This is a genomic window from Shinella zoogloeoides (genome assembly GCF_003574625.1).
GTDB lineage: Bacteria > Pseudomonadota > Alphaproteobacteria > Rhizobiales > Rhizobiaceae > Shinella > Shinella zoogloeoides_A.
This window is the reverse complement of sequence record NZ_QNUJ01000016.1, coordinates 13,493-36,249: the sequence shown is the minus strand read 5'-3', so window position 1 is coordinate 36,249 and position 22,757 is coordinate 13,493. Positions and strand designations below refer to the sequence as shown.

Below are 22,757 nucleotides of genomic sequence, written 5' to 3'. Positions count from 1 at the left end.
CGGAGCGTTTTCGCGATCCGAAGAAGAGCCGAAACGCTCCCGCTCAGGCCTTCTTGCGGATCAGGAAACGGTGCCCCGCCTCGACGCGCTCGCTCGCCTCGAGCAGATGGCCGTCCTCCCGGCAGAAATGGGGAATGTCGATGACGGCGAGCGGATCGGTCGTCTCGACCCAGAGGCCGGCGCCCGCCGCCATGCTCGAAAGGCGCTTGCGCGTCTTCATCACCGGCAACGGGCATTTCAGGCCGCGCAGATCGTAGACCTCGACATCGCCCGCCGGGGAACTCATTTCTGCCAGAACTTCCAGAAGGGCTTCTTCGGCGCCTGCTCCACGACCTCGACGGCCGGGTTCTCTTCCGGCACCGGCTGCGTGCCGGCCGCATCCACCGGCTTCTTCGCCTTTTCGGCGCTTGCGGCCGTGGCCGGGTTGCGCGCTTCCTTCTGGGCCTGCTGCCCGGCATCGGCCTTCGCCTCGCCGGCCTGCTGCGAGGCCTCCGCGACAGGCGCGGCCTTGGCCGGCTGCTCTTCCTTGGCGGCCCAGAGCTTCCAGAACGGCTTCTTCTCCGGCTTCTCGACGACCGTCACGCCGGGGTTTTCTTCCGGAACGGGGAGAGCGCCTGCGCCGTGCGCCTGCTTCTGCGCCTTCTCGGCGGCAACGTCCGCCGCGAGGTCTTCCGCTTCCTTGACCTTCTTCTGCTCGGCATCGAGCTTGGCCTGCTCGACCGCCTGCTTGGCGCGTTCTTCCGCTTCGAGCTTGCGCTTTTCGGCCTCCTCGGCCTTGCGCTTCTGCGCCTCGATCTCCTGCTGCGTCATCAGCTTGCCGGCATCGAGCGAATTGCCCGTCGGCGCATAGGCAAGCTCGCGCCCCTTGCGCTGGTCGGCGACGATCGCCTTGCGCTGGGCTTCCGACGGCTCGATCCAGACGGTGCCCTGGTACTTGCTCATCGCCTTGGCATAGGCCGTGGCATAGGTCTTGTTGTAGCTGGAAAGCGCGACGTCGAGCGACGACGGCGTCGTCATCGCCGGACAGGCGCCGGCCGGCGAGAAGGGCTTGTCGGCCTGCTGGTTGAAGACGTACTTGCCTTCGCAGACATTGACCTCCGGCGGCCGCTTGGTGATCTCGAAGTGATCCCAGCCGACTTTCAGCATCTTCCAGAATTCGATGTTCGGATTGTCGCGGTGCCGCGCCATGTTCTCCGCGGTCATGCGGAAGGGGAATGCCTGGAGCTGAACCGCCTTCTGCCCGCCGTCGAAGGCGTCGCGCGCGAAGGCGAAGATTTCGAGCATCTGCTCGTCGGTCATCGAATAGCAGCCCGACGAGGAGCAGGCGCCATGGATCATCAGATTGGTGCCGCTCGCCTTGTTGGCGCGGTCATAGGTGTTGGGGAAACCGGTGTTGATCGCGAGATAGTAGCTGGAATTCGGGTTCATCTGGCCGCGCGAGAGCGGATAGAAGCCTTCCGGCGCCTGGCGGTCGCCTTCCTTCGTCTTCGGGCCGAGCTTGCCGGACCAGGCGCAGATCTTGTAGTTGCGCACCATCTGGAACCGGTTGGAACGGTCGGCCTTCCACACTTCCAGCCGCCCCTCCTCCTTCAGGATGCGCAGCATGATCGGCGAGGACCGGTCGATGTTCATCTTGGAGAACTTGGTCAGCACCGCCGGCGAAAGCTGGTAGCCGGTCTTGCTGGACACCTTGGAGATGTCGACGTCGACCTTGTCGAACGAGTCGAGCGTCTCATTGGTGCATCCCGCGGTGACCACGGCGAGAAGCGAAACGGCGGCAAGAACGGTAAGGCGCATGCAAGGGTCCGTGAACTATCGTCAGATCGCGAGCCGTCGCGCCGGCAGGGCGGGACGCGCAGTCGTAACCGGCTTATACTTCATAAACTCTTAACCGGGAATTCTTTCGCGAGACTGCCGGACGACCGCAGCCCCTTCACACACAAGGATTGTGGCCGAGATGGGGCGAAGGGTGCGAGCGCTGCCGGCGGATCAGAGCTGGCGGCCGATATTCAGGTAGCGCTGCCGGCGATCCTTGCGAAGCTGGTCGCCGGGCTTGGCCGAAAGATCCTTCAGCGCGGCGGCGATGACGTCGCCCGTGCGGCCGATGACGGCGGCCGGATCGCGATGCGCGCCGCCGACCGGCTCGGGAATGATGCCGTCGATGACGCCGAGGGCCTTCAGGTCCTCCGACGTGATCTTCATGTTGCTCGCCGCTTCCTTGGCGCGGGTGGAATCGCGCCAGAGGATGGAGGCCGCGCCTTCCGGCGAGATCACGGAATAGATCGCATGTTCCAGCATGTAGACGCGGTCGCCCGTGGCGATCGCGATCGCGCCGCCCGAGCCGCCCTCGCCGAGAACGACGGAGACGATCGGCACGCGGACATTGAGACACATCTCGGTGGAGCGGGCGATGGCTTCCGCCTGGCCGCGCTCTTCCGCGCCGATGCCCGGATAGGCGCCGGCCGTGTCGATCAGCGTGATGACGGGCAGGCCGAAGCGGTCGGCCATTTCCATGACGCGGATCGCCTTGCGGTAGCCTTCCGGCCGGGCGCTGCCGAAATTGTGCTTGAGGCGCGACTTGGTGTCGTTGCCCTTTTCCTGGCCGATGATGGCGACGGCCTCGCCGCGGAACCGGCCGAGACCGGCCTGAATCGCCTCGTCCTCGGCGAACTTGCGGTCGCCGGCGAGCGGGGTGAACTCCTCGAAGAGCTGCGCGGCATAGTCGACGAAATGCGGACGCTGCGGATGGCGCGCGACCTGCGTCTTCTGCCAGGGCGTCAGCTTGGAATAGATATCCGCCGTCGCCTCGCGGGCGCGAACTTCGAGCCTGCCGACCTCGTCGCTCGTGTCGATGCTCTCGTCTTCTTCCGCCAGCTTTCTCAGCTCGTGGATCTTGCCTTCGAGATCCGAGATGGGCTTTTCGAAATCGAGGTAGTTGTGCATGAGATGCGTTTCCGATCGTTTGCTCAAACCGCGTCAGGCTGCGCTCGGCCAGGGGCCAGTCGCAAGCGGGAGGGGTCCTAATCCGGTTTTTTTGCCTGTTTGGCAAGAGGGTGATGGGTTTGAACGAGCTGGTGCAGCCGTTCTTCCAGCACATGCGTATAGATTTGTGTCGTGGAAATGTCCGAGTGACCCAGCAGTTCCTGCACGGCGCGAAGGTCCGCGCCGTTCTGCAGGAGGTGGCTGGCGAAGGCATGGCGAAGGACATGCGGCGAGAGCGTCGCGGCCCTGATGCCCGCCCTGCCGGCCAGCGCCTTGAGGTCGCGGGCGAAGACCTGCCGGGGCAAATGCCCCTCCTTGCTCTGAGCCGGGAAGAGGAAGCTGCCCGCCGCCGGATCGTCGCCGATCGCGGCCGCCAGCGTCTCGCCATAGGCCTCCAGCGCCGAAACGGCGGCGCGCGACATCGGCACCAGGCGCTCCTTGCTGCCCTTGCCTTTCACGATGAGGAAGCGCCCCGTCTGCGCCAGCACGCTCGCCGGCAGCGAGACGAGCTCGCTGACCCGCAGGCCCGTCGCATAGAGAAGCTCGACCAGAAGATGCATGCGCCGCTTGAGGAGAAGGTTGCCGCCGGGCTCCGCCGCTTCCGCCTCCGCCCGGCCGATCAGGCGCGTGACGTCGTCGACGCTCAGCGTCTTGGGCAGCGAGCGCCCCTTCTTCGGCGCATCGAGGATGCCGGTCGGATCGTCGCCGCGCAGGCCCTCGCCATAGAGGAACTTGAAGAACTGCCGCAGCGCCGAGAGCCGCCGCGCCTGCGAGGACGCGGCAAATCCCTGCTTTGCGAGATGGCCGAGATAGGCCCTGAGATCGTCCGGCGTCGCCTCGGCAAGGCGCACGCCCCGCTCATTGAGGAAGGACCGCGCATCCTCGAGGTCGCGCTCGTAGGACTGCAGCGTGTTCGTCGCCGCGCCCCGTTCGGCGCTCATCATCTCGAGGAAGGACTCGACCTGAAGTGCGGATGGATCCCTCATTGCGGCGGGTTTACCCGCTCGGAGGGGATACGGATCGTCACCTCCCGCTCGGTCGGCTCGACGAAGGTCACCAGCGCCACCATCACACCATAGACCGATCCGACGATCACGGCGCAGAAGAACAGGAAGCGGAAAAGGGTGGGCATGGCTGTCTCCGGGGCGATGCCCCCTATATCGCCTTGCCATCCGCCGAGCGCAAGGGCGGCGGGCCCGGGATCGGCCTCGAAGAGCCGGCCATCCGCAGTCTCCGGCACGGCGTAGGCTTGACGCTTCCGGCGCTTTTGTCGATACGGAAAGGAGCGAAACCCCGGAAAACGCCATGACCGAGCTGATCGACCAGGCCCCTCTCACGCTCGCCGCCGAGGCCCGCGCCGCACTCGGCAAGCGAAACCTCGTCCTGATCGGCCTGATGGGCGCCGGCAAATCGGCCATCGGCCGCATGACGGCGCAGGCGCTCGGCATCCCTTTCGTCGATTCCGACCATGAGATCGAGCGCGTCTCGCGCATGTCGATCACCGACCTCTTCGCCGCCTATGGCGAGGCCGAGTTCCGCGCGCTGGAAACCCGCGTCATCAAGCGCCTGCTGCGTTCCGGCCCGCGCGTCGTCTCCACCGGCGGCGGCGCCTATATCAACGAGAACACCCGCCGCAACATCAAGCGCGGCGGGCTCACCGTCTGGCTCAATGCCGATCTCGACGTGCTCTGGGAACGCGTCAACAAGCGCGACACCCGCCCGCTCCTGAAGACCGAGAACCCGCGCCAGACGCTCGAAAACCTCATGAATGCCCGTTACCCGATCTATGCGGAAGCCGATCTGACCGTGATGTCGCGCGACGTGAAGAAGGAAACCATGGTGGAGGAGGTGCTCACCGCGATCGCCGCCGCCGCCCGCAAACCCTGACGAGATGACCATGACTGCCACTGCCACCGCGCGCCGCACCGTGCGCGTCGACCTCGGCGACCGCTCCTACGATATCCTGATCGGCCCCGGCCTCATCGCTGCCGCCGGCCGCGAGATCGCCAGCCGCCTCAAGGGCCGCAAGATCGCCGTCATCACCGACGCGCATGTCGCGCCGATCTATCTCGACGGCTTCATGGCCGCACTGAAAGCCGAGGGCATCGATGCCGTCTCGCTCGTGCTGCCGGCCGGCGAGAAGACCAAGAGCTTCGAGCACCTGATCAGCGTCTGCGACAGCGTGCTCGCCGCCCGCATCGAGCGCAACGACGCCGTGGTGGCGCTCGGCGGCGGCGTCATCGGCGACCTCACCGGCTTTGCCGCCGGCATCGTGCGCCGCGGCTCGCGCTTCATTCAGGTGCCGACCTCGCTGCTGGCGCAGGTCGATTCCTCCGTCGGCGGCAAGACCGGCATCAACTCGCCGCACGGCAAGAACCTCATCGGCGTCTTCCACCAGCCCGACCTCGTGCTCGCCGATACCGACGTGCTCGACACGCTTTCGCCCCGCGAATTCCGCGCCGGCTACGCGGAGGTGGCCAAATACGGCCTGATCGACAAGCCCGACTTCTTCGCCTGGCTGGAGAAGAACTGGCGCGACGTCTTCGCCGGCGGCGAGGCACGCATTACGGCCATCGCCACGAGCTGCCAGGCGAAAGCAGATGTCGTCGCCGCCGACGAGCGCGAGAACGGCCAGCGCGCCCTCCTCAATCTCGGCCACACCTTCGGCCATGCGCTGGAAGCCGCGACACAGTATGACAGCGCCCGCCTCGTACACGGCGAGGGCGTCTCCATCGGCATGGTGCTCGCTCACCAGTTCTCCGCCCGCATGAACCTTTGCAGCCCCGACGACGGCAAGCGCGTCGAGGCGCATCTGCGCGAGGTCGGCCTGCCGACCACGATGGGCGAGATTCCGGGCGGCCTGCCGCCGGCTGAAAAACTGATGGACGCCATCGCACAGGACAAGAAGGTCAAGGCCGGCAAGCTCACCTTCATCCTGACGCGCGGCGTCGGCCAGTCCTTCGTCGCCGACGACGTGCCGCAATCCGAAGTCGTCGCCTTCCTCAAGGAAAAGCTGCCGAAATGACCGGCGAAACGTCCGCCGCGCTCGCGTCTCCCCTCTGGCCGTGGATCGTTCTCGTCCTCGGCCTGGCCGCCGCCGCCCTCATCTTCCGGCAGCGCTCGTCGATTGCCGCCCTCTGGCGCTCGCATCAGGAAACGCGCGAGGCGGACGGCGAGCGCTCCCGGGACGGGGGCCCTGCAAAATCCGACCGCGACAGGATTACGAGCGGGCTCGATCTCGACGCGCTGGAAGTCTCCGACATCATGGTCCACCGCACTGCCATGCGGGCGTTGAATGCCGGCGATCCGCCGGAGGAGATCGTCAAGGCCGTGCTGGAAAGCCCCTATACGCGCATGCCGCTCTGGGCCGGCTCGGTGGACAATATCGTGGGTGTCGTCCACGCCAAGGACCTGCTGCGGGCGCTCGCCGAACCCGGCGTGGAGCCGAGGAACCTCGACATCACCAGGGTTGCGCAGAAACCCTGGTTCGTGCCCGACACGACGACGCTGAAGGAACAGCTCGCCGCATTCCTGCGCCGGCAGGAGCATTTCGCCACCGTGGTGGACGAATATGGCGAGGTGCAGGGCGTGGTAACGCTTCAGGACATTTTGAAGGAGATCGTCGGCGATATCTCCGACGAAACCGCCGTCGACATGCAGGGCGTGCGGCAGGAGGCGGACGGTTCGCTCGTCGTCGACGGCGGCGTCTCGATCCGCGACCTCAACCGTGCCTTCACCTGGAACCTTCCCGACGAGGAAGCGACGACCATTGCCGGCCTCGTCATCCACGAATCGAAATCGATCCCCGAGGAGCGGCAGGCCTTCACCTTCTACGGCAAGCGCTTCATCGTCATGAAGCGGGTGAAGAACCGCATCACCAAGCTGCGCATCCGCCCGGTCGAGCCCGGGCCGGCCGGCACGTAGCGACTACCAGCGCGTCGGCTCGCCGGGTGCGGTCGCCTCGACGGCGAGCGCATGCAGGCCCGCGTCGAGCTCCGCCTTCACCACCTCGTTGATCGCCCTGTGGCGCGCCACGCGGCTCATGCCGGCGAAGGCCGAAGAGACGATGCGGATGCGCATATGCGTCTCGCCCTCGCCATCGAACCCCGGCTGGTGACCGGCATGCAGGTGGCTTTCGTTGAGGACTTCGAGGCGCTCGGGCGAAAAGGCCGCTTCGAGCTTGGCGGTCATGCTGGATTTCATGGACATTTCGGAACCTTCGGCGGCCGGAAACGCCGGGCCGCGACGCAGAAAAATAGTCCCACAAAGCCAGCAACAATCCGCTTTGTCAATTCTTGTTGCGGGCCTTCCGGAGTCCCATAATTAGCGCCATGAAACTCGATTCCAAATACTTCGACCGCATCCGCACGAAGCGGCGCGTGGAGCGTCCCGAACGCTCCGCGCCGACCTGTCAGTGGGATGGCTGCGAGGAGAATGCCGTGCATCGCGCACCCGTCGGCCGCAATGCCGAAGGGCAGTATTTCATGTTCTGCTTCGAGCACGTCAAGGAATACAACAAGGGCTACAACTACTTCTCGGGCCTCTCCGACGGCGAGATCGCGCGCTACCAGAAGGAGGCCATCACCGGCCACCGCCCGACCTGGACGATCGGCGTCAACAAGGCCGCCAAGAACGGTCCGGCGCAGGGTACGGCGCGTTCCGGCACGGCCGGGGCAAATCAGCGCATCCGCGACCCCTTCGGCTTCTTCAACGAGGGCAAGGGCCGCAGGCCCCAGATGGAGCCACGCGCGCGAAAACTGAAGACGCTGGAGGCCAAGGCCTTCGACACGCTCGGCCTTTCGGCCAGTGCGACGACGGAGGACATCAAGTCCGCCTATAAAACGCTTGTCAAAAAGCATCACCCGGATGCAAATGGCGGAGACAGGGGCTCGGAAGAGCGTTTTCGCGCGGTCATCCAAGCATATCAATTGTTAAAGCAGGCCGGCTTCTGCTAGAGCATTGGCGAAGTCGGGCGGAATCGCCCGGCCGCGTATAATGCGGTCAAGCACCCGCGTATAATGCGGTCTAGCAAAAGGCAAAGTTGGCGTGCAATAAATTTGGGGTGGAGGTAAGGCCGCCGCCCGCGGAGACGTGATGAGCAAGATGGATCTCGATATTTCCAACCTCCCGGACACCACTGTTTCCGTACGGGAGGTTTTCGGCATTGATACGGACCTTCGGGTTCCGGCCTATTCCAAGGCGGACGCCTACGTTCCGGACCTCGACCCGGACTACCTGTTCGACCGCGAAACGACCCTCGCCATCCTCGCCGGATTTGCGCATAACCGCCGCGTCATGGTCTCCGGCTATCACGGCACCGGCAAGTCGACCCATATCGAGCAGGTCGCCGCCCGCCTCAACTGGCCCTGCGTGCGCGTCAACCTCGACAGCCATGTCAGCCGTATCGACCTCGTCGGCAAGGACGCCATCGTCGTCAAGGACGGCCTTCAGGTCACCGAATTCAAGGACGGCATCCTGCCCTGGGCCTACCAGCACAATGTCGCGCTCGTCTTCGACGAATACGATGCCGGCCGCCCGGACGTGATGTTCGTCATCCAGCGCGTTCTGGAATCCTCCGGCCGCCTGACCCTGCTCGACCAGAGCCGCGTCATCCGCCCGCACCCGGCCTTCCGCCTGTTCGCGACGGCCAACACCGTCGGCCTCGGCGATACGACCGGCCTCTACCACGGCACGCAGCAGATCAACCAGGCGCAGATGGACCGCTGGTCCATCGTCACGACGCTGAACTATCTGCCGCACGACAACGAAGTGAACATCGTCGCCGCCAAGGTGAAGCGCCTCGCTTCCGGCAAGGACGGCCGCGAGACGATCTCGCGCATGGTGCGCGTCGCCGATCTCACCCGCGCCGCCTTCATCAACGGCGACCTGTCGACCGTGATGAGCCCGCGTACGGTCATCACCTGGGCGGAAAACGCGGAAATCTTCGGCGACGTCGCCTTCGCCTTCCGCGTCACCTTCCTCAACAAGTGCGATGAGCTTGAGCGCACACTGGTAGCCGAGCTCTACCAGCGCGCCTTCGGCATCGAGCTGAAGGAAAGCGCCGCCAACATCGTCCTGGAAGCGACCGCCTGACGGCGAGGTGAAGCGCATGGCAGCCCGCGGAGACAATTCGAAGCCGAGACCCGGCGGCGTGGTGGACATGGAACCGTTCCGCCGCGCGGTGACCGGCTGCGTGCGCGCCGTTTCGGGCGACGCGGAGGTGGAGGTCACCTTCGCCAACGAGCGCCCCGGCATGACCGGCGAGCGCATCCGCCTCCCGGAGCTGTCCAAGCGTCCCTCGCCGGCCGAAGTCGCGCTGACCCGCGGCCTCGGCGACTCGATGGCGCTGCGCAAGGCCTGCCATGACGCCCGCATCCACGCGACCATGTCGCCGCAGGGCGCCGATGCCCGCGCGATCTTCGACGCCGTCGAGCAGGCGCGCGTCGAGGCGATCGGCTCCAACCGCATGCATGGCATGGCGCAGAACCTCAACGTCATGCTGACGGAGAAATACGCCAAGGCCAATTTCGGCGCGATCACCCGTCAGGCCGATGCCCCCCTTGAAGAGGCCGTCGCGCTCATCGTGCGCGAGAAGCTGACCGGCCAGGCCCCACCCGCCTCGGCCGGCAAGGTGCTCGACCTCTGGCGCGATTTCATCGTGGACAAGGCCGGCAAGGACATGGAGGGCCTTTCCTCCGCCATCAACGACCAGCAGGCCTTCTCCCGCGTCGTGCGCAACATGCTGGCCTCGATGAACGTCGCCGAGCAATACGGCGAGGACGAAAACGAACCGGACGATTCGGAAACGCCTGAGGACGAGAACCAGCCGCGCAGCGACGAGCAGGAAGACAACAACAGCCAGGAAGACGCTGGCGACGATTCAGCGCCCGCCGACGAGAACGAGACGTCCGACGAGCAGATGGACGAAGGCGAGATGGACGGCGCGGAAATCTCCGACGACGATCTCGTCGAGGACGACGGCGACGAGACGGAAAAGCCCGGCGAGGTCCGCCGCCCGAACCAGCCCTTCACGGATTTCAACGAGAAGGTCGACTACGGCGTCTTCACGCAGGAATTCGACGAGACGATCACCGCCGAGGAACTGTGCGACGAGGCGGAGCTCGACCGCCTGCGCGCCTTCCTCGACAAGCAGCTCGCCCATCTCCAGGGCGCCGTCGGCCGCCTCGCCAACCGGCTTCAGCGCCGCCTGATGGCGCAGCAGAACCGCGCCTGGGAATTCGACCTCGAAGAGGGCTATCTCGACAGCGCCCGCCTGCAGCGCATCATCATCGATCCGATGCAGCCGCTCTCCTTCAAGCGCGAGAAGGACACGACCTTCCGCGATACGGTCGTGACGCTGCTGATCGACAATTCCGGCTCGATGCGCGGCCGCCCGATCACCGTCGCCGCCACCTGCGCCGATATTCTTGCCCGCACGCTGGAGCGCTGCGGCGTGAAGGTGGAAATCCTCGGCTTCACCACCAAGGCGTGGAAGGGCGGCCAGTCGCGTGAAAAATGGCTCGCCAGCGGCAAGCCGCAATCGCCCGGCCGCCTCAACGACCTGCGCCACATCGTCTACAAGGGCGCCGACGCCCCGTGGCGACGCGCAAGGCGCAATCTCGGCCTGATGATGCGCGAGGGCCTGCTGAAGGAAAACATCGACGGCGAGGCGCTGATCTGGGCGCATGACCGCCTGCTGGCCCGGCCCGAACAGCGCCGCATCCTGATGATGATCTCGGACGGCGCGCCGGTCGACGATTCGACGCTCTCGGTGAACCCCGGCAACTATCTGGAACGGCACCTGCGCGCCGTCATCGAACAAATCGAGACGCGCTCGCCCGTCGAACTGCTGGCCATCGGCATCGGCCATGACGTGACGCGCTATTATCGCCGCGCCGTCACCATCGTCGATGCGGACGAGCTGGCCGGCGCCATGACCGAACAGCTCGCCTCGCTCTTCGCCGACGAAAGCACGGCCCGTCGCCCGGCCGGCCGGCGCCGTGCCGGCTAGGGCGCGGCACCGGGGACGGCCAGCCCTTCCCGCAATCGCTCTTTGCGCCCTGCTCTGCCTGCCGCTCGCGCGGCCGGTATCTGCCGCGGATATTCCCGTCTCCAGCCGCACCATCACGCAATTTACGCCGGGCTCCGACCGGCGCATCTTCGGCAAGCTCGAATTCCTCGGGGGCATCGCCTATTCGTCGTCAAGCCCCTTGCTCGGTGCCGTCTCGGCGATCCGCTTCCGCGACGACCGTGAGCATTTCGTGTCGGTGCTCGATACCGGCCACTGGCTGACCGGCCGTATCGAGCGCGACGGTGAAGGCCGGTTGAGCGGCCTTGCGGGCGTAAAGATCCGCTCGATGATCGACCGCGACGGACGCGACGGGAATCCCAAGGAGAAGATGGATGCCGAGGGTCTTGCGATAAGCAGGGGCGAACTCCTCGTCAGCTTCGAGGGACTTCACCGGATCGACGCCTATCCCGATCCCGGCTTCATGGACGCCAGGCCGAAGCGCCGCCTGCCGCTGCCCATAGAGCGGCGGGAAATCCGCCGAAACCGCGGCATGGAGACGCTTGCCATGTCCCCGGCGAAAGGCCCGCTCGGCGCCGTGCCGGTAACCGTGACCGAGCGCAGCCTCGATGCCGGCGGCAATGTGTTCGCCGCCGTGCTCGCCGGCCCGCGCGCCGGCCTCTTCGCCGTGAAACGCAGCGAACCCTGGGACATTACCGACGGCGCCTTCCTGCCGAACGGCGATCTCTTGCTGCTGGAGCGCCGTTTCCGCTTTTCGGACGGCATGGGCATGCGCATTCGCCGGATCGCCGGCGACACGATCCGCCCCGGTGCGGTCGTCGACGGCGAGGTGCTGATCGACGCCGACCTTCGCCAGCAGATCGACAATATGGAAGGGCTGGACGTGGTGGCGATGGCAAAGGACGATATCCGTATCATCGTCGTTTCCGACGACAACCACTCCATCCTCCAGCGCAACCTGATGCTTGAATTCCGGCTGCTTCCAGAAAAATAGGCGTTACGTCGCCTCAGGCCGTCTTCTCGACGCCCGGCATCGGCATCAGCCGGCTCATCAGGGCGCCATAGGGCAGCAGCATGACGAGGCCGACCACGACCTTCACGGAAAGGTCACCCATCGCCCAGGAAATCCAGCGCGGCATCTCGGTCGTGAAGACGCCCAGCACCGGCGCCCATTCGATCGCGAAGACGTCGTTGGGGCCGAAGATCGAGAAGGCCGGCGCGAAGGAGAAGGAAAAGAAGATCGCCGTATCGAGCACCGAGCCGATCAGCGAGGCGATCAGCGGCGCGCGCCACCAGGTCTGCCGCCGCAGCCTGTTGAAGACCGAGATGTCGAGCAACTGGCCGGCAAGGAAGGCCGAGCCGGAGGCGATGGCGATGCGCGGCGTGGATGCGCCGATCGAGAACAGCACCGCCACGAGGAAGCCGGCCGCCACGACGCGGCGCGCGACGCGCGGACCGAACTGGCGGTTGGTGAGGTCGGTGATGAGGAAGGCGACGGGATAGGTGAAGGCGCCATAGGTCAGGAGATCGCCGAGCGCGATGCCGAACAGCTCGCCCGAAAGCGGGTACTGCACCAGCACGTTGGAGGCGACGACCACGGCCGTCATCAGGAGGACATAGATAAGGGTAACGCGGTTCGCAAGCATTTTTTTATCCTGGGTGATGCCACCAGTTGGAGTAACGATGTTGCGCGCAAAGCATTGAGGCCTGCCCGCAAAGCGGTCAAGCCTCAATGAGAATGCTTCGGCCTCTTGCCTGGATCAGGCGGCAGCGGCAGCCGTCTTCTTGGCGATCTGGCGGCGCAGCAGACGGGCGCGCATCGACAGTTCGTTCTCTTCAGCCTTCAGGAGGAAGGCATCGAGACCGCCGCGGTGCTCGACCGAGCGGAGAGCGGCTGCGGAAACGCGAAGACGGAAACGCTGGCCGAGGGCGTCGGAAATCAGCGTGACATTGCACAGGTTCGGCAGGAACTTGCGCTTCGTCTTGTTGTTTGCGTGGCTCACATTGTTGCCCGACTGGACGCCCTTGCCGGTCAATTCGCAACTACGGGACATGGTACACCTATTTTTTCTTGTTCAGGACAATACGTTTCCGGCACCGAAACCGGCCGCAGTCCGTCTGGCCTTTTTGGAAAGTTGCGGTTCTATAGTCACACTGGCCGGCGACGTCAAGCCAAACCTGCCGTTCAGCGGGAATTCAGTTGCCAAGCGTCATGATTTGCAGGCAATAGCAGGCAAAGGCGCGATTTTCCACGGCGTAGAATCGCCGCAATGGCGGGCTAGGCGGGGCTTCTGCGGGACGATTCCGGCACGGCTCGCGCGGTCTTGCCGGAACGGCCGGATCAGGACGGTACATTCGCCTTCCGAAGAAAACGGAAGGCTCCAGGAGTCGAGACGATGAACGGGCGGGGTTGGATTGCTGGCGCAGCGGCGTCGCTTGCGCTTCTGGGCGGTGTGGGCCCCCTGTCGGCTGCGGAAGTCCAGCACCAGACGGACTACAGCATCCGCCTTTCCGGCCTGCCGGTCGCCACCGCCAGCTTCCGCTCGGCATTTTCCGGCAACCGCTACACCATTTCCGGCAGTCTGCATTCGGCGGGCCTTGTCGACATCTTCTCCCGCACGCAGGGCACGACCTCCGTTTCCGGCACCATCGGGCGCGACAACCTGCACGCCACCTCCTATTCGGTGACCTATCGCAGCGGCAAGCGCGGCCGCGCCATCGACGTGACCTTCCGCAACGGCAATGTCATCCATGCCAGCATGGTGCCGGCGCGCAAGAAGCCGGCCAACTGGGTGCCCGTCTCCAGCGCCGACATGCGCGCGGTGCTCGACCCGATCTCCGGCCTCATCATTCCTGCCGGCAAGCGCATCTGCCCCAAGACGCTGCCGATCTTCGACGGCGAATCCCGCATGGATTTCCAGCTGACGTCGAAGGGCACGAAGCCCTATTCCACCAAAGGCTTCAAGGGCGAGGTCGTGGTCTGCGGCATCCGCTTCATCCCGAAATCCGGCTACAAGAAGGGCCGCGACGACGTCGAATACCTGCGCCGGCTGAAAACGATGGAAATCTGGTTTGCCAAGGCCGAGGAAGCGAATGTATATGCTCCGGTCTATGTGAGGATTCCGACCAAGCTCGGCCCCGTTACCGTCTCGGCCACGCGCTTCGGCGGTTGATGCGGCCGCCGGTCGGCAGACCGGCGGAGCGATCGCTTGAAAACACGTGCAACCCTGATCGGCTTTACGGCGATCCTGATGTGGGCGCTGCTGGCGCTCTTTACCGCGGCCTCCGGCAAGATGCCGCCCTTCCAGCTTTCCGCCATCTGCTTCCTGATCGGCAGCCTGCCCGGCATCGCCGCGCTCATCGCGCGGCCGCAGCGCGCGCGCCTGCTGAGGCAGCCGGCGAAGGTCTGGGTCACCGGCATTCTCGGCCTCTTCGGCTATCACTTCCTCTACTTCACGGCCCTGCGCAACGCGCCGGCGGTCGAGGCGAGCCTGATCGCCTATCTGTGGCCGCTCCTCATCGTCACCGGCTCGGCGCTGCTGCCGGGCGAGACGCTGCGCTGGAACCATGTGGTCGGCACGCTGCTCGGCCTCGGCGGCACCGCGCTCATCGTCGGGCGCAACGGCGTCGCCTTTGAGAGCGCCTATCTCATCGGCTATGGTGCGGCCTTCCTGTGCGCCTTCACCTGGGCCGGCTATTCGCTGGCCACCCGCAGCTTCGAGGCCGTCTCAACGGATGTGGTGACCGGCTATTGCCTCGCCACCGCGATCCTGTCGCTCATCTGCCACCTGCTGCTGGAAACGACGGTCTGGCCGCAGACGGGCTTCGAATGGCTCGCCGTCGCCGGTCTCGGCCTGCTGCCGGTGGGCGCCGCCTTCTACGTCTGGGATTTCGGGGTGAAGAACGGCGACATCCAGATCCTCGGCGCCGCGAGCTACGCCGCGCCGCTGCTCTCCACGCTGGTCCTCGTGCTTTCCGGCTTTGCCGAGCCGAGCTGGACCATCGCGCTGGCCTGCCTGCTGGTGACGGGCGGCGCGGTGCTCGCCGCCAAGGACATGATCTTCAGGCGGCGGGTCGCAAGCCCCGCCTGATCTCAGAACCGGTCCTTCCGCCCGCGGATTTCGGCGAAGACCTCGGTGTCGCTCGCCCCCTCCATGCCGAGATGGCGGCGGATCGCCGGATCGCGGGCACGCAGGAACGGATTGGTCGCCTTTTCGAGACCGATGGTCGTCGGCGCGGTGAAGGCACCGGCGGCCCGCAACGCCTCGATCTCCTCGACACGGTGCGCGAGTGCAACGTTGTCCGGATCCACCGTCTTCGCAAAGCGGGCATTCGACAGCGTGTATTCATGGCCGAAATAGACGGTCGTCTCCTCCGGCAGCGCGGCGAGCTTCGACAGCGAATCCCACATCTGCGCGGGCGTGCCCTCGAAGAGCCGGCCGCAGCCGAGCGCGAAGAGCGTATCGGCGGCAAAGAGCAGCTTCTCCTCCGGCAGGTGGAAGCAGATGTGGCCGAGCGTATGGCCCGGCGTCGCGATGACCTCGACGCGCCGGCCGGCGAAATCGAAGCTGTCGCCGCCATCCACCTTGCGGTCGATGCCCGGAATGGTCTCGCGCGCCGGGCCGATGATCGTCGCGCCGAAGCGGTCCTTCAGCGCAAGATTGGCCTCCACATGGTCGCCATGGTGATGGGTGGTGAAGATATGGCTGAGGCGCCAGCCGCGGCGCTCCAGCGCCTCGAGGATCGGCTTTTCCTCCGGCGCATCGATGCTCGCCGTCGCGCCCGTCGCCGGATCGTGCAGGAGCACGCCGAAATTGTCGCTGCGGCAGGCAAAGAGTTCGATTTCCAGCGGGGTCATGGTCCATTCCTCGTCATATCGGCAGGGCATCGCGGGCGAATGTAAGGCAATCGGCCTTGAAGTCCACCGGACCATCGCTAACATCTTGTCCATGCATGCAGATATCGTCGACCTCCGCGAATTCTACCACTCGCCCCTCGGCCGCCTTGCCGATCACTCGATCGCCATGGCGCTCGCCTCGCTCTGGGCGCGGCTGCCGGACGAGCGGCTGGTCGGGCTCGGCTATGCCGTGCCCTATCTCGACCGCTTCCGCGCCGATACGGAGCGCACCTTCGCCTTCATGCCGGCCGGCCAGGGCGCGGTGAACTGGCCGCCGGGCGAGCTTTCCTCGACGGCGCTGATCTTCGACGAGGAACTGCCCCTGCCGGACGCCTCGGTCGACCGGATATTGATGGTGCATTCGCTGGAATTCGCCGAGAACCCGCGCGAGACGATGAAGGAACTCTGGCGCGTGCTGGCGCCCGGCGGCCGCCTCGTCATCGTCGTACCGAACCGGCGCGGCGTCTGGGCGCGCATGGAGCACACGCCCTTCGGCTCCGGCCGGCCCTATTCGCGCGGCCAGCTCACCGCGCTGCTGCGCGAGACCAATTTCACCCCCGGCGCCTCGGCCGAGGCGCTGTTCTTCCCGCCCTCCAAGCTGCGCGGCGTGCAGAAGCTGCGCAGCGCCTTCGAGCGGCTCGGCCGCTCGCTCTGGCCGATGTTCTCGGGCGTCATCATCGTCGAGGCCCAGAAGCGGCTCTATCAGGGCCTGCCCGTCGCCGCCCGCGCCTCGCGCCGCGTCTTCGTGCCGGTGCTCGCCCCGCAGGGCATCCCCACGACGCGCGAGCGCACCCTCGACAAAAGCCGGCCCGCCCGCTAGAGCGGGCCCGAACGGCAAAAAAGGGCAACGGGCATGACGGACGGACATTTCGACAAGATCGCGCTGATCGGCATCGGCCTCATCGGCTCCTCCATCGCCCGCGCCGTCAAGGCCAAGGGCCTTGCGAAGACCGTCACCATCTCCAGCCGCAGCATGGAGACGCTGGACCGCGCCCGCGCGCTGGAACTCGGCACCGACTATGTCCATGACGCCGGCAAGGCGGCCGAGGGCGCGGATCTCGTCATCGTCTCGGTGCCCGTCGGCGCCTCCGGCAAGGTGGCGGAAGAGATCGCCCCGCACTTGAAGCCCGGCGCCATCGTCACCGATGTCGGCTCCACCAAGGCATCGGTCGTCGCGCAGATGCTGCCGCACATGCCGAAGAACGTGCATTTCATTCCGGGCCACCCGCTGGCCGGCACCGAGCATTCCGGCCCCGATGCCGGCTTTGCCGAACTCTTCCAGGGCCGCTGGTGCATCCTGACCCCGGTGCACGGCACCGACAAGGACGCCAAGCGCAAGCTTGCCGCCTTCTGGGAGGCGCTCGGCTCGAAGGTCGACGAGATGGACACGGAGCACCACGACAAGGTGCTCGCCATCGTCTCCCACTTGCCGCACATCATCGCCTACAACATCGTCGGCACGGCGGACGACCTGGAGACGGTGACGGAATCGGAAGTCATCAAATATTCGGCCTCCGGCTTCCGCGACTTCACGCGCCTTGCCGCCTCGGACCCGACCATGTGGCGCGACGTCTGCCTGCACAACAAGGATGCGATCCTCGAAATGCTGGCGCGCTTTTCCGAGGACCTCGCCTATCTGCAGCGGGCGATCCGCTGGGGCGACGGGGACAAGCTCTTCGATCTCTTCACCCGCACCCGCGCCATCCGCCGCTCGATCATCGACGCCGGCCAGGACACCGCCGCGCCGAACTTCGGCCGCCCGGTCGACGACGACAAGAAGGGCTGATCAGAGGGGCGGGATTTCCGCGACGGGGAAGAGGCCGAGATAGACCGTCCCCTGCCGGATATTGACCTTCACGACGGCCCGCTCCTGTCCGCCCGAAAGAATTTTGACGGCCTCCGCGACACGCTTTGCCGTCTTTGCGGCCTGCGGAAACAGCTCCGAGACACGGTCGCGCCAGGCCGTGATGCCTTCGATGGTGAGGTCGAGCGCGCCGGAGACGGTGCCGTCATCGCCCACCGTCACGGGACCGGAAAGCGCCAGCGTCTGGCCCGCACCGAGATCGAACGACAGGCTTCGCAATTCCGTGCTCGTGCCGAGCGGCAGGTTCGGCGGCGGGCCTTCGGCGGTCAGCCATTTGGCGGCATCGGCGATCGTCAGGTCGGCCGCGACGTTCATCGGCGGCAGCGCCTTGCCGTTGAGCTCCAGCGAAAGCGCGTCGAGCGAGGCGGCAACGTCGAGCGCGTCACCGGACCGGCGGACATGCTTCTCGCCATGAGCCGCGGCAATGCCGACGGAAAGCCCTTCCGAGGGCATGTTCAGCTTGCCCTTCAGCCCGTCATAGGCGGCGGAGAACCGGTCGAGGCCGTCCGCCCAGGCGACGGCGCTGGCATGCATAAGGTCCCAGTCGGCATCGAAGACAAGGTCGGGCGTCACGCGCACCTGCGCCGGCCCGTCCAGCTCGAACACCGCATGGCCGGGGCGATAGACCTGCGCCGCCGAGCGCAGCGCCCCGAAGGTCGCCGAAAGCCCGGAGGGACGGTCGTCGATCGCGACCGAATCGCAGAACACCCCGATGCGGAACGGATAGCCGCGGACGGAAAGATCGCTGCACGCGGCCGAATGCATGCCCCGGGCGGAGGCGGCAAGCTCGCGCTCCACCCGGTCCTTGATCCAGCTTGCAGCATAGAACCAGCCGCCCGTATAGAGCGCCACGAAGAGAACGACGGCGATGGCGAGCAGGATCAGCTTGCGCGTAACCCCGGAAGCGTCGGCGGCGCGGCTTGACGATGCCATAGTGTTCTCCAATGGTGACGAAGATGATTTGCGCGACAATGCCGGCAATTGCGGCGGCTTTTTGAGAGACGATCCAGGTGACGGTGGATATGAACGAATTCTGGGTCTTTGGCTACGGATCGCTGATGTGGAATCCGGGCTTCGAGTTCGAGGAGCGGCAGGCGGCCCACCTCTTCGGCTTCCGCCGGTCGCTTTGCGTGCGCTCCTGGGTGCATCGCGGGACGGAGGAGAGGCCCGGCCTCGTGCTCGGCCTCGACCGCGGCGGCTCCTGCCGCGGCGTCGCCTTCCGCGTGACGCCGGAAAAACGCGAGGCAGTGGTGGACTATCTGCGCGAGCGCGAGCTGGTGACCCACGTCTACAAGGAACGCACGCTGCCCGCGACGTTGAGCGACGGCCGCCGCATCACCACGCTCACCTATATCTGCGACCGTGCCCACCACCAGTTCGCCGGTTCGCTGACGGTGGCGGAAGCGGCCAGTACCGTCAGCGCCGCCACCGGAAAATCCGGTCACAACATGGATTACGTCCGCAACACGCTGGCGCATCTGCGTGAGATGGGCATCCGCGACCACTGGCTGGAGGATGTCGGCCGGACGGCGGAAGGCCTTTACGCCCGCGCCTCGGCCTGATCGCGCGCTTCCGCCTTTAATTCCGTGAGCCGCCGCTCGGCGGTGGGCGGCAGGATGAGGCGCGGATTGGCCTCGACCGTCTCGACGAGCAGGCGGTCACTCGCCGTCTCCATCACCTCGACGAGATGGGCGAGGAAGGCGTCGGGATCCATGCCTGGCATGATCGCCGGCAGGATGCGCACCTTGAAATGGCCGGGCTGGCGGATGAACTTGCGCCGCGGCCAGAACAGGCCGGGATGCATGACGACCGGCACGACCGGCACCTGCAGGTCGCGGTAGAGGCGGGCGATGCCGTATTTGTATTCCGGCGGCGCGCCCGGCGGGCGGCGCGTGCCTTCCGGATAGATGATGAGCTCGCGGCCGGATTCCATCTCCGCCTTGGTGCGCTGCATGATGGCCGCCATGGCCTTGCCGCGCGCGCTGCGGTCCACCGGCACCATGCGCTGCTTCTTGATGTACCAGCCGAAGAGCGGGATCCAGGTCAATTCGCGCTTGAGGATGTAGAAGGGATCATCGAGCCACGGCAGCAGCGCATAGGCATCCCAGAAGGACTGGTGCTTCGGCGCGAAGATGTAGCCGCCGCCCTTCGGAATGTTCTCCAGCCCCTCGATCTCGAAGGTGGTGCCGACGATCTTTTCGAAGAGCCAATGGTTGCTGCGCACCCAGTTCTTGGCGATGACATAGGCCTTCTTGCGCGGCAGCAGGAAGTAGACCGGCGTGAAGACGATCATCTGCACGATGAGGTTCACGTAGAAGACGGCATTGAAGAGCACGGAGCGGAAAGCGATCATCGGGCAGCCTGTAAGCGGGACGTGCTTTCGCCCTACACGATAATCCCCGGCGGGGAAACTCCCGTCACGGCGATCTCAACTGCCGGTCATGTCGGCCCGCAGCCCCGACCAGCTTCGCGCGCCGGCAAAGGCCCGCACATGCGCGAGGCAATATTTGAGATATTCGGAGAGCATGGCCTTCAGGATGCCCGGCTGGCGCAGCCAGTTACCGTTCTTCAGGTCGGTGTTGACGACCGGATAGGCGATGAAGTCGGTCTCCGGATCGGCCGCCTTCAGCTCCAGCAGGCTGCGCGGCATGTGGTAGTTGTTGGTGACGACCAGCACGCGGCGGAACTGGTTGTCGCGAATCCAGCGCGCCGTCTCGTTGGCATTGCCGATCGTGTCCACCGCCTCGTAGCCCATGTCGACGCAGCATTCGAAGAGCGCGGAGGAGGTTTGCGTGAGCTTGCGGAGCTGGTTGCCGCTCGTCGCGGGATTGACGCCCGAGATCAGCAGCCGCCCGCCTGCCCCCTTCTTCAGAAGCTCGATGGCGCGGTCGATGCGCTGGTAGCCGCCAGTCAGCACCACGATGGCGTCCGCCTTCGGCTCGGGCGGCGCCTCGAGTGCGGCGACGGTCTCGGCGAAATAGAGAAAGCCTCCGGCGCCGGCCATGGCGGCAAGCAGGATGAGCACCAGAAAGGCGCGCACGACCCGCCGGGCGGGCCGCCGGCGGCGCCGCCGCCTTGCCTCGCCACGCGAGATGCCCTCCGGCAATCCCTGCTTTGCCCGTTCCAGCGTGTTCATGATTCGACCCATAGAACCGGATTGCGGCAACGGATAGTCCGTTTCGGGGCGATGATCCACCCCGAGAGAGGTCATGAATCGGGCAATTGATCGGTGCGCGAGGGATCGGAGCGGATGAGATCGATTTCGTGGATCGTGCGCATGACGGTGAAGCGCGCCGTCAATGTCGTGAGCAAAGCGATGACGACGATGGTCGCCGCGATGCCGAGATAGCCGGTCAGGCCCATGGAGAAGGAGCCGAAAAGCGCCGTCGCCTGGTCGCTCTGGGGCGTGGCGATGGACCGGCCCTGCCAGAAGCCCGCAACGGCGAAGAAGAGCGCCGCCAGGAACCCACCGGCAAAGGAGCCCTTGAGGCTGATCATCAGGAAATGCTTCTGGAATTCCGAGGCGACGAAGCTCGCCTCGGCACCGACGAAATGCAGCACCTCGACGATATGGCGGTTGCCGGAAAGCGCCCCGCGCGTGGCGAAGACCACGGTCAGCACCATGGCCGAAAAGACGAGGACAAGCACCCCCGTGCCGATGAAGGCGGTGGTGCGGGCCATGGCGACGAGACGGTCGACCCAGGTGCGATGGTCGTCGAGCGAGGCCTGCGGGATCGCCTCCGACAGGGCCTTGCGCATCGCCGCAAAATCGGGCGGGCTCTGCTCGTCGATGGTGATGATGACGAGGCGCGGCACCGGCAATTCGTCGATGTCCAGTCCCTCGCCGAGCCAGGGTTCGAGAAGGCGGGCGGTCGCCGTCTTGTCGACGATGGTGCCGCCGCGCGTACCGGAAAAGGTGAGCGCGAGGTCGCGCGCATCCTTGAGCGCGGTCTCCATGTCGAGATTGTCGTCCGGCTTGATCTGGATGGTGATTTCGCGGGAGATCTGGCTCTGCCAGCTCGCTGCCGTCGCCCGCACCATGGTGACGGCGCCGAAGGTGAGGCAGGCGAGGAAGGCCATGATGGCGATGACGAACATCAGCGCCCGGCCGGAAACGTTGGCCGGCGGCACGATGGGCGCGGTGGGGCGCACGCGCATTTCCGGCCGGCGGGCGGCTGCGGCATTCTCGCTGGCTTCGCGGGGCGCGTCAGTCATAGATGTCGAGCCTGCCTTGCGAGAGGATCATGCGCCGCGCCTCGACCTGGTCCATCAGGGAAAGGTCGTGCGTGGCGATCACCACGGCGGTGCCGAGCCGGTTGAGCTCGAGGAAGAGGCTGAGCAGCCGGCGCGCCATCGGCGGATCGACATTGCCGGTCGGCTCGTCGGCAAGCAGCAGCTCCGGCCGGTCGATGAGCGCGCGGGCGATCGCCGCGCGCTGCTTCTCTCCGCCCGAAAGCACCGGCGGCAGCACGTTGATCCGCTCGCCGAGACCGACCCATTTCAGGAGTTCGAGCACGTCGGCGCGATAGCTGGATTCGTCCTTGCCGCGCACGCGCAGCGGCAGCGCCACGTTCTCGTAGGTCGTCAGGTGGTCGAGCAGGCGGAAATCCTGGAAGACGATGCCGATGCGCCGGCGCAGCATCGGCAATTCGTCGCGCGGAATGGTCGAGATTTCCCGGTCGAAGGTGCGGATGATGCCGCGCGTCGGCTGGAGCGACAGGAAAAGCAGGCGCAGAAGCGTCGTCTTGCCCGCGCCCGACGGACCCGTCAGGAACTGGAAGGACCGGCGCGGGATATCGAAGGTGAGGTCCCGGAGGATTTCCGGCCCCATTCCATAGCGCAGTCCGACATTCTCGAAGTGAATCAATGGCCAATCCGGTTCTAGAAACGGTCACCCCATCGGTACCGCGGCTGACGTCGCACAGGAAAGCGGCTCTTTCACGGTCGGGTTTCCGAAGCATTAACCAGTATGGTTTACGTTTCGT

The 22,757-nt window shown here is 65.8% G+C and carries 25 protein-coding genes and 1 pseudogene; 12 read left to right on the top strand and 14 right to left on the bottom strand.

Going from position 1 to position 22,757, the window contains the following annotated elements:
• Window positions 1-43: 43 nt before the first annotated feature.
• The 5 genes from DSD28_RS24650 to DSD28_RS24630 all read right to left on the bottom strand — a co-directional run bounded on the left by DSD28_RS24650 (window position 44) and on the right by DSD28_RS24630 (window position 4,114).
• On the bottom strand, window positions 44-286 hold the full coding sequence (locus DSD28_RS24650) for a sulfurtransferase TusA family protein (RefSeq protein ID WP_119259079.1): 243 nt from the start codon (window positions 284-286) through the stop codon (window positions 44-46).
• The gene (locus DSD28_RS24645) at window positions 283-1,797 is read right to left on the bottom strand and encodes a L,D-transpeptidase family protein (RefSeq protein WP_119259078.1); all 1,515 of its coding nucleotides are present in this window, start codon (window positions 1,795-1,797) and stop codon (window positions 283-285) included. Before DSD28_RS24645 ends, DSD28_RS24650 begins: the two co-directional genes overlap by 4 nt.
• 192 nt (window positions 1,798-1,989) lie before the next feature.
• Window positions 1,990-2,943 (bottom strand): acetyl-CoA carboxylase carboxyltransferase subunit alpha, encoded by a 954-nt coding sequence (locus DSD28_RS24640; protein WP_119259077.1) that lies wholly within the window; start codon window positions 2,941-2,943, stop codon window positions 1,990-1,992.
• 77 nt (window positions 2,944-3,020) lie between these two features.
• The gene (gene xerD / locus DSD28_RS24635; protein WP_119259076.1) at window positions 3,021-3,968 is read right to left on the bottom strand and encodes a site-specific tyrosine recombinase XerD; all 948 of its coding nucleotides are present in this window, start codon (window positions 3,966-3,968) and stop codon (window positions 3,021-3,023) included.
• Complete coding sequence (locus tag DSD28_RS24630) at window positions 3,965-4,114, bottom strand: hypothetical protein (protein WP_119259121.1); 150 nt, start codon at window positions 4,112-4,114, stop codon at window positions 3,965-3,967. Before DSD28_RS24630 ends, xerD begins: the two co-directional genes overlap by 4 nt.
• A gap of 173 nt (window positions 4,115-4,287) precedes the next feature.
• Between DSD28_RS24630 and DSD28_RS24625 the strand changes: the two genes are divergently transcribed.
• The 3 genes and pseudogenes from DSD28_RS24625 to DSD28_RS24615 form a co-directional block, all read left to right on the top strand.
• Window positions 4,288-4,869, top strand: a complete 582-nt coding sequence (locus DSD28_RS24625; RefSeq protein WP_119259075.1) for a shikimate kinase — start codon at window positions 4,288-4,290, stop codon at window positions 4,867-4,869.
• A 10-nt stretch (window positions 4,870-4,879) separates the two neighbouring features.
• Window positions 4,880-6,007 (top strand): 3-dehydroquinate synthase, encoded by a 1,128-nt coding sequence (gene aroB / locus DSD28_RS24620; protein ID WP_119259120.1) that lies wholly within the window; start codon window positions 4,880-4,882, stop codon window positions 6,005-6,007.
• 173 nt (window positions 6,008-6,180) lie between these two features.
• Window positions 6,181-6,906, top strand: a pseudogene (locus tag DSD28_RS24615) (transporter associated domain-containing protein); the annotation flags it as partial.
• A 3-nt stretch (window positions 6,907-6,909) separates the two neighbouring features.
• Here DSD28_RS24615 and DSD28_RS24610 read toward each other — a convergent pair.
• On the bottom strand, window positions 6,910-7,191 hold the full coding sequence (locus tag DSD28_RS24610) for a BolA family protein (protein WP_119259073.1): 282 nt from the start codon (window positions 7,189-7,191) through the stop codon (window positions 6,910-6,912).
• A gap of 113 nt (window positions 7,192-7,304) precedes the next feature.
• Between DSD28_RS24610 and DSD28_RS24605 the strand changes: the two genes are divergently transcribed.
• The 4 genes from DSD28_RS24605 to DSD28_RS24590 all read left to right on the top strand — a co-directional run bounded on the left by DSD28_RS24605 (window position 7,305) and on the right by DSD28_RS24590 (window position 12,005).
• Complete coding sequence (locus DSD28_RS24605) at window positions 7,305-7,937, top strand: J domain-containing protein (protein ID WP_119259119.1); 633 nt, start codon at window positions 7,305-7,307, stop codon at window positions 7,935-7,937.
• Window positions 7,938-8,076: 139 nt separating this feature from the next.
• The gene (cobS, locus tag DSD28_RS24600) at window positions 8,077-9,075 is read left to right on the top strand and encodes a cobaltochelatase subunit CobS (protein ID WP_119259072.1); all 999 of its coding nucleotides are present in this window, start codon (window positions 8,077-8,079) and stop codon (window positions 9,073-9,075) included.
• Between the two features lie 16 nt (window positions 9,076-9,091).
• Window positions 9,092-10,993, top strand: a complete 1,902-nt coding sequence (gene cobT / locus DSD28_RS24595) for a cobaltochelatase subunit CobT (protein ID WP_119259071.1) — start codon at window positions 9,092-9,094, stop codon at window positions 10,991-10,993.
• Window positions 10,983-12,005, top strand: coding sequence for an esterase-like activity of phytase family protein (locus DSD28_RS24590; protein WP_245424927.1), 1,023 nt, complete (start codon window positions 10,983-10,985; stop codon window positions 12,003-12,005). Before cobT ends, DSD28_RS24590 begins: the two co-directional genes overlap by 11 nt.
• A gap of 13 nt (window positions 12,006-12,018) precedes the next feature.
• On the opposite strand, the gene DSD28_RS24585 is transcribed toward DSD28_RS24590, so the two are convergent.
• Window positions 12,019-12,657: a VUT family protein gene (locus tag DSD28_RS24585; protein WP_119259070.1), complete on the bottom strand. Its 639-nt coding sequence runs from the start codon at window positions 12,655-12,657 to the stop codon at window positions 12,019-12,021.
• A 114-nt stretch (window positions 12,658-12,771) separates the two neighbouring features.
• Window positions 12,772-13,065 carry a 50S ribosomal protein L28 gene (gene rpmB, locus DSD28_RS24580; protein ID WP_119259069.1) on the bottom strand — a complete coding sequence of 98 codons (294 nt, stop codon included), beginning with the start codon at window positions 13,063-13,065 and terminating at the stop codon, window positions 12,772-12,774.
• A gap of 342 nt (window positions 13,066-13,407) precedes the next feature.
• Here rpmB and DSD28_RS24575 point away from each other — a divergent pair, with 342 nt between their 5' ends.
• Window positions 13,408-14,184, top strand: coding sequence for a DUF3108 domain-containing protein (locus tag DSD28_RS24575; RefSeq protein WP_119259068.1), 777 nt, complete (start codon window positions 13,408-13,410; stop codon window positions 14,182-14,184).
• A gap of 36 nt (window positions 14,185-14,220) precedes the next feature.
• Window positions 14,221-15,102 carry an aromatic amino acid exporter YddG gene (gene yddG / locus DSD28_RS24570; protein WP_119259067.1) on the top strand — a complete coding sequence of 294 codons (882 nt, stop codon included), beginning with the start codon at window positions 14,221-14,223 and terminating at the stop codon, window positions 15,100-15,102.
• Window positions 15,103-15,104: 2 nt separating this feature from the next.
• Here yddG and gloB read toward each other — a convergent pair whose 3' ends face one another.
• Window positions 15,105-15,869 carry a hydroxyacylglutathione hydrolase gene (gloB, locus tag DSD28_RS24565; RefSeq protein ID WP_119259066.1) on the bottom strand — a complete coding sequence of 255 codons (765 nt, stop codon included), beginning with the start codon at window positions 15,867-15,869 and terminating at the stop codon, window positions 15,105-15,107.
• 91 nt (window positions 15,870-15,960) lie between these two features.
• On the opposite strand from gloB, the gene DSD28_RS24560 reads away from it, so the two are divergent.
• Together DSD28_RS24560 and DSD28_RS24555 are read left to right on the top strand one after the other, a co-directional pair.
• Window positions 15,961-16,728, top strand: coding sequence for a class I SAM-dependent methyltransferase (locus DSD28_RS24560; protein ID WP_119259117.1), 768 nt, complete (start codon window positions 15,961-15,963; stop codon window positions 16,726-16,728).
• Between the two features lie 33 nt (window positions 16,729-16,761).
• The gene (locus DSD28_RS24555; protein ID WP_119259065.1) at window positions 16,762-17,694 is read left to right on the top strand and encodes a prephenate/arogenate dehydrogenase family protein; all 933 of its coding nucleotides are present in this window, start codon (window positions 16,762-16,764) and stop codon (window positions 17,692-17,694) included.
• Here DSD28_RS24555 and DSD28_RS24550 read toward each other — a convergent pair whose 3' ends face one another.
• Entirely contained in the window at window positions 17,695-18,705 is a 1,011-nt protein-coding gene (locus DSD28_RS24550) for a DUF2125 domain-containing protein (protein WP_119259064.1), read from the bottom strand.
• Between the two features lie 77 nt (window positions 18,706-18,782).
• Here DSD28_RS24550 and DSD28_RS24545 point away from each other — a divergent pair, with 77 nt between their 5' ends.
• Complete coding sequence (locus tag DSD28_RS24545) at window positions 18,783-19,334, top strand: gamma-glutamylcyclotransferase (RefSeq protein ID WP_119259063.1); 552 nt, start codon at window positions 18,783-18,785, stop codon at window positions 19,332-19,334.
• Here DSD28_RS24545 and DSD28_RS24540 read toward each other — a convergent pair.
• From DSD28_RS24540 to ftsE, 4 genes are all read right to left on the bottom strand, one after another.
• Window positions 19,313-20,125 carry a lysophospholipid acyltransferase family protein gene (locus DSD28_RS24540; protein ID WP_119259062.1) on the bottom strand — a complete coding sequence of 271 codons (813 nt, stop codon included), beginning with the start codon at window positions 20,123-20,125 and terminating at the stop codon, window positions 19,313-19,315. The two genes, DSD28_RS24545 and DSD28_RS24540, sit on opposite strands and share 22 nt — an antisense overlap.
• A gap of 75 nt (window positions 20,126-20,200) precedes the next feature.
• The gene (locus DSD28_RS24535; RefSeq protein ID WP_119259116.1) at window positions 20,201-20,908 is read right to left on the bottom strand and encodes a YdcF family protein; all 708 of its coding nucleotides are present in this window, start codon (window positions 20,906-20,908) and stop codon (window positions 20,201-20,203) included.
• 71 nt (window positions 20,909-20,979) lie between these two features.
• Window positions 20,980-21,987 (bottom strand): cell division protein FtsX, encoded by a 1,008-nt coding sequence (locus tag DSD28_RS24530; RefSeq protein WP_119259061.1) that lies wholly within the window; start codon window positions 21,985-21,987, stop codon window positions 20,980-20,982.
• Window positions 21,980-22,639, bottom strand: coding sequence for a cell division ATP-binding protein FtsE (ftsE, locus tag DSD28_RS24525; protein ID WP_119259060.1), 660 nt, complete (start codon window positions 22,637-22,639; stop codon window positions 21,980-21,982). Before ftsE ends, DSD28_RS24530 begins: the two co-directional genes overlap by 8 nt.
• Between the last annotated feature and the right edge of the window lie 118 nt (window positions 22,640-22,757).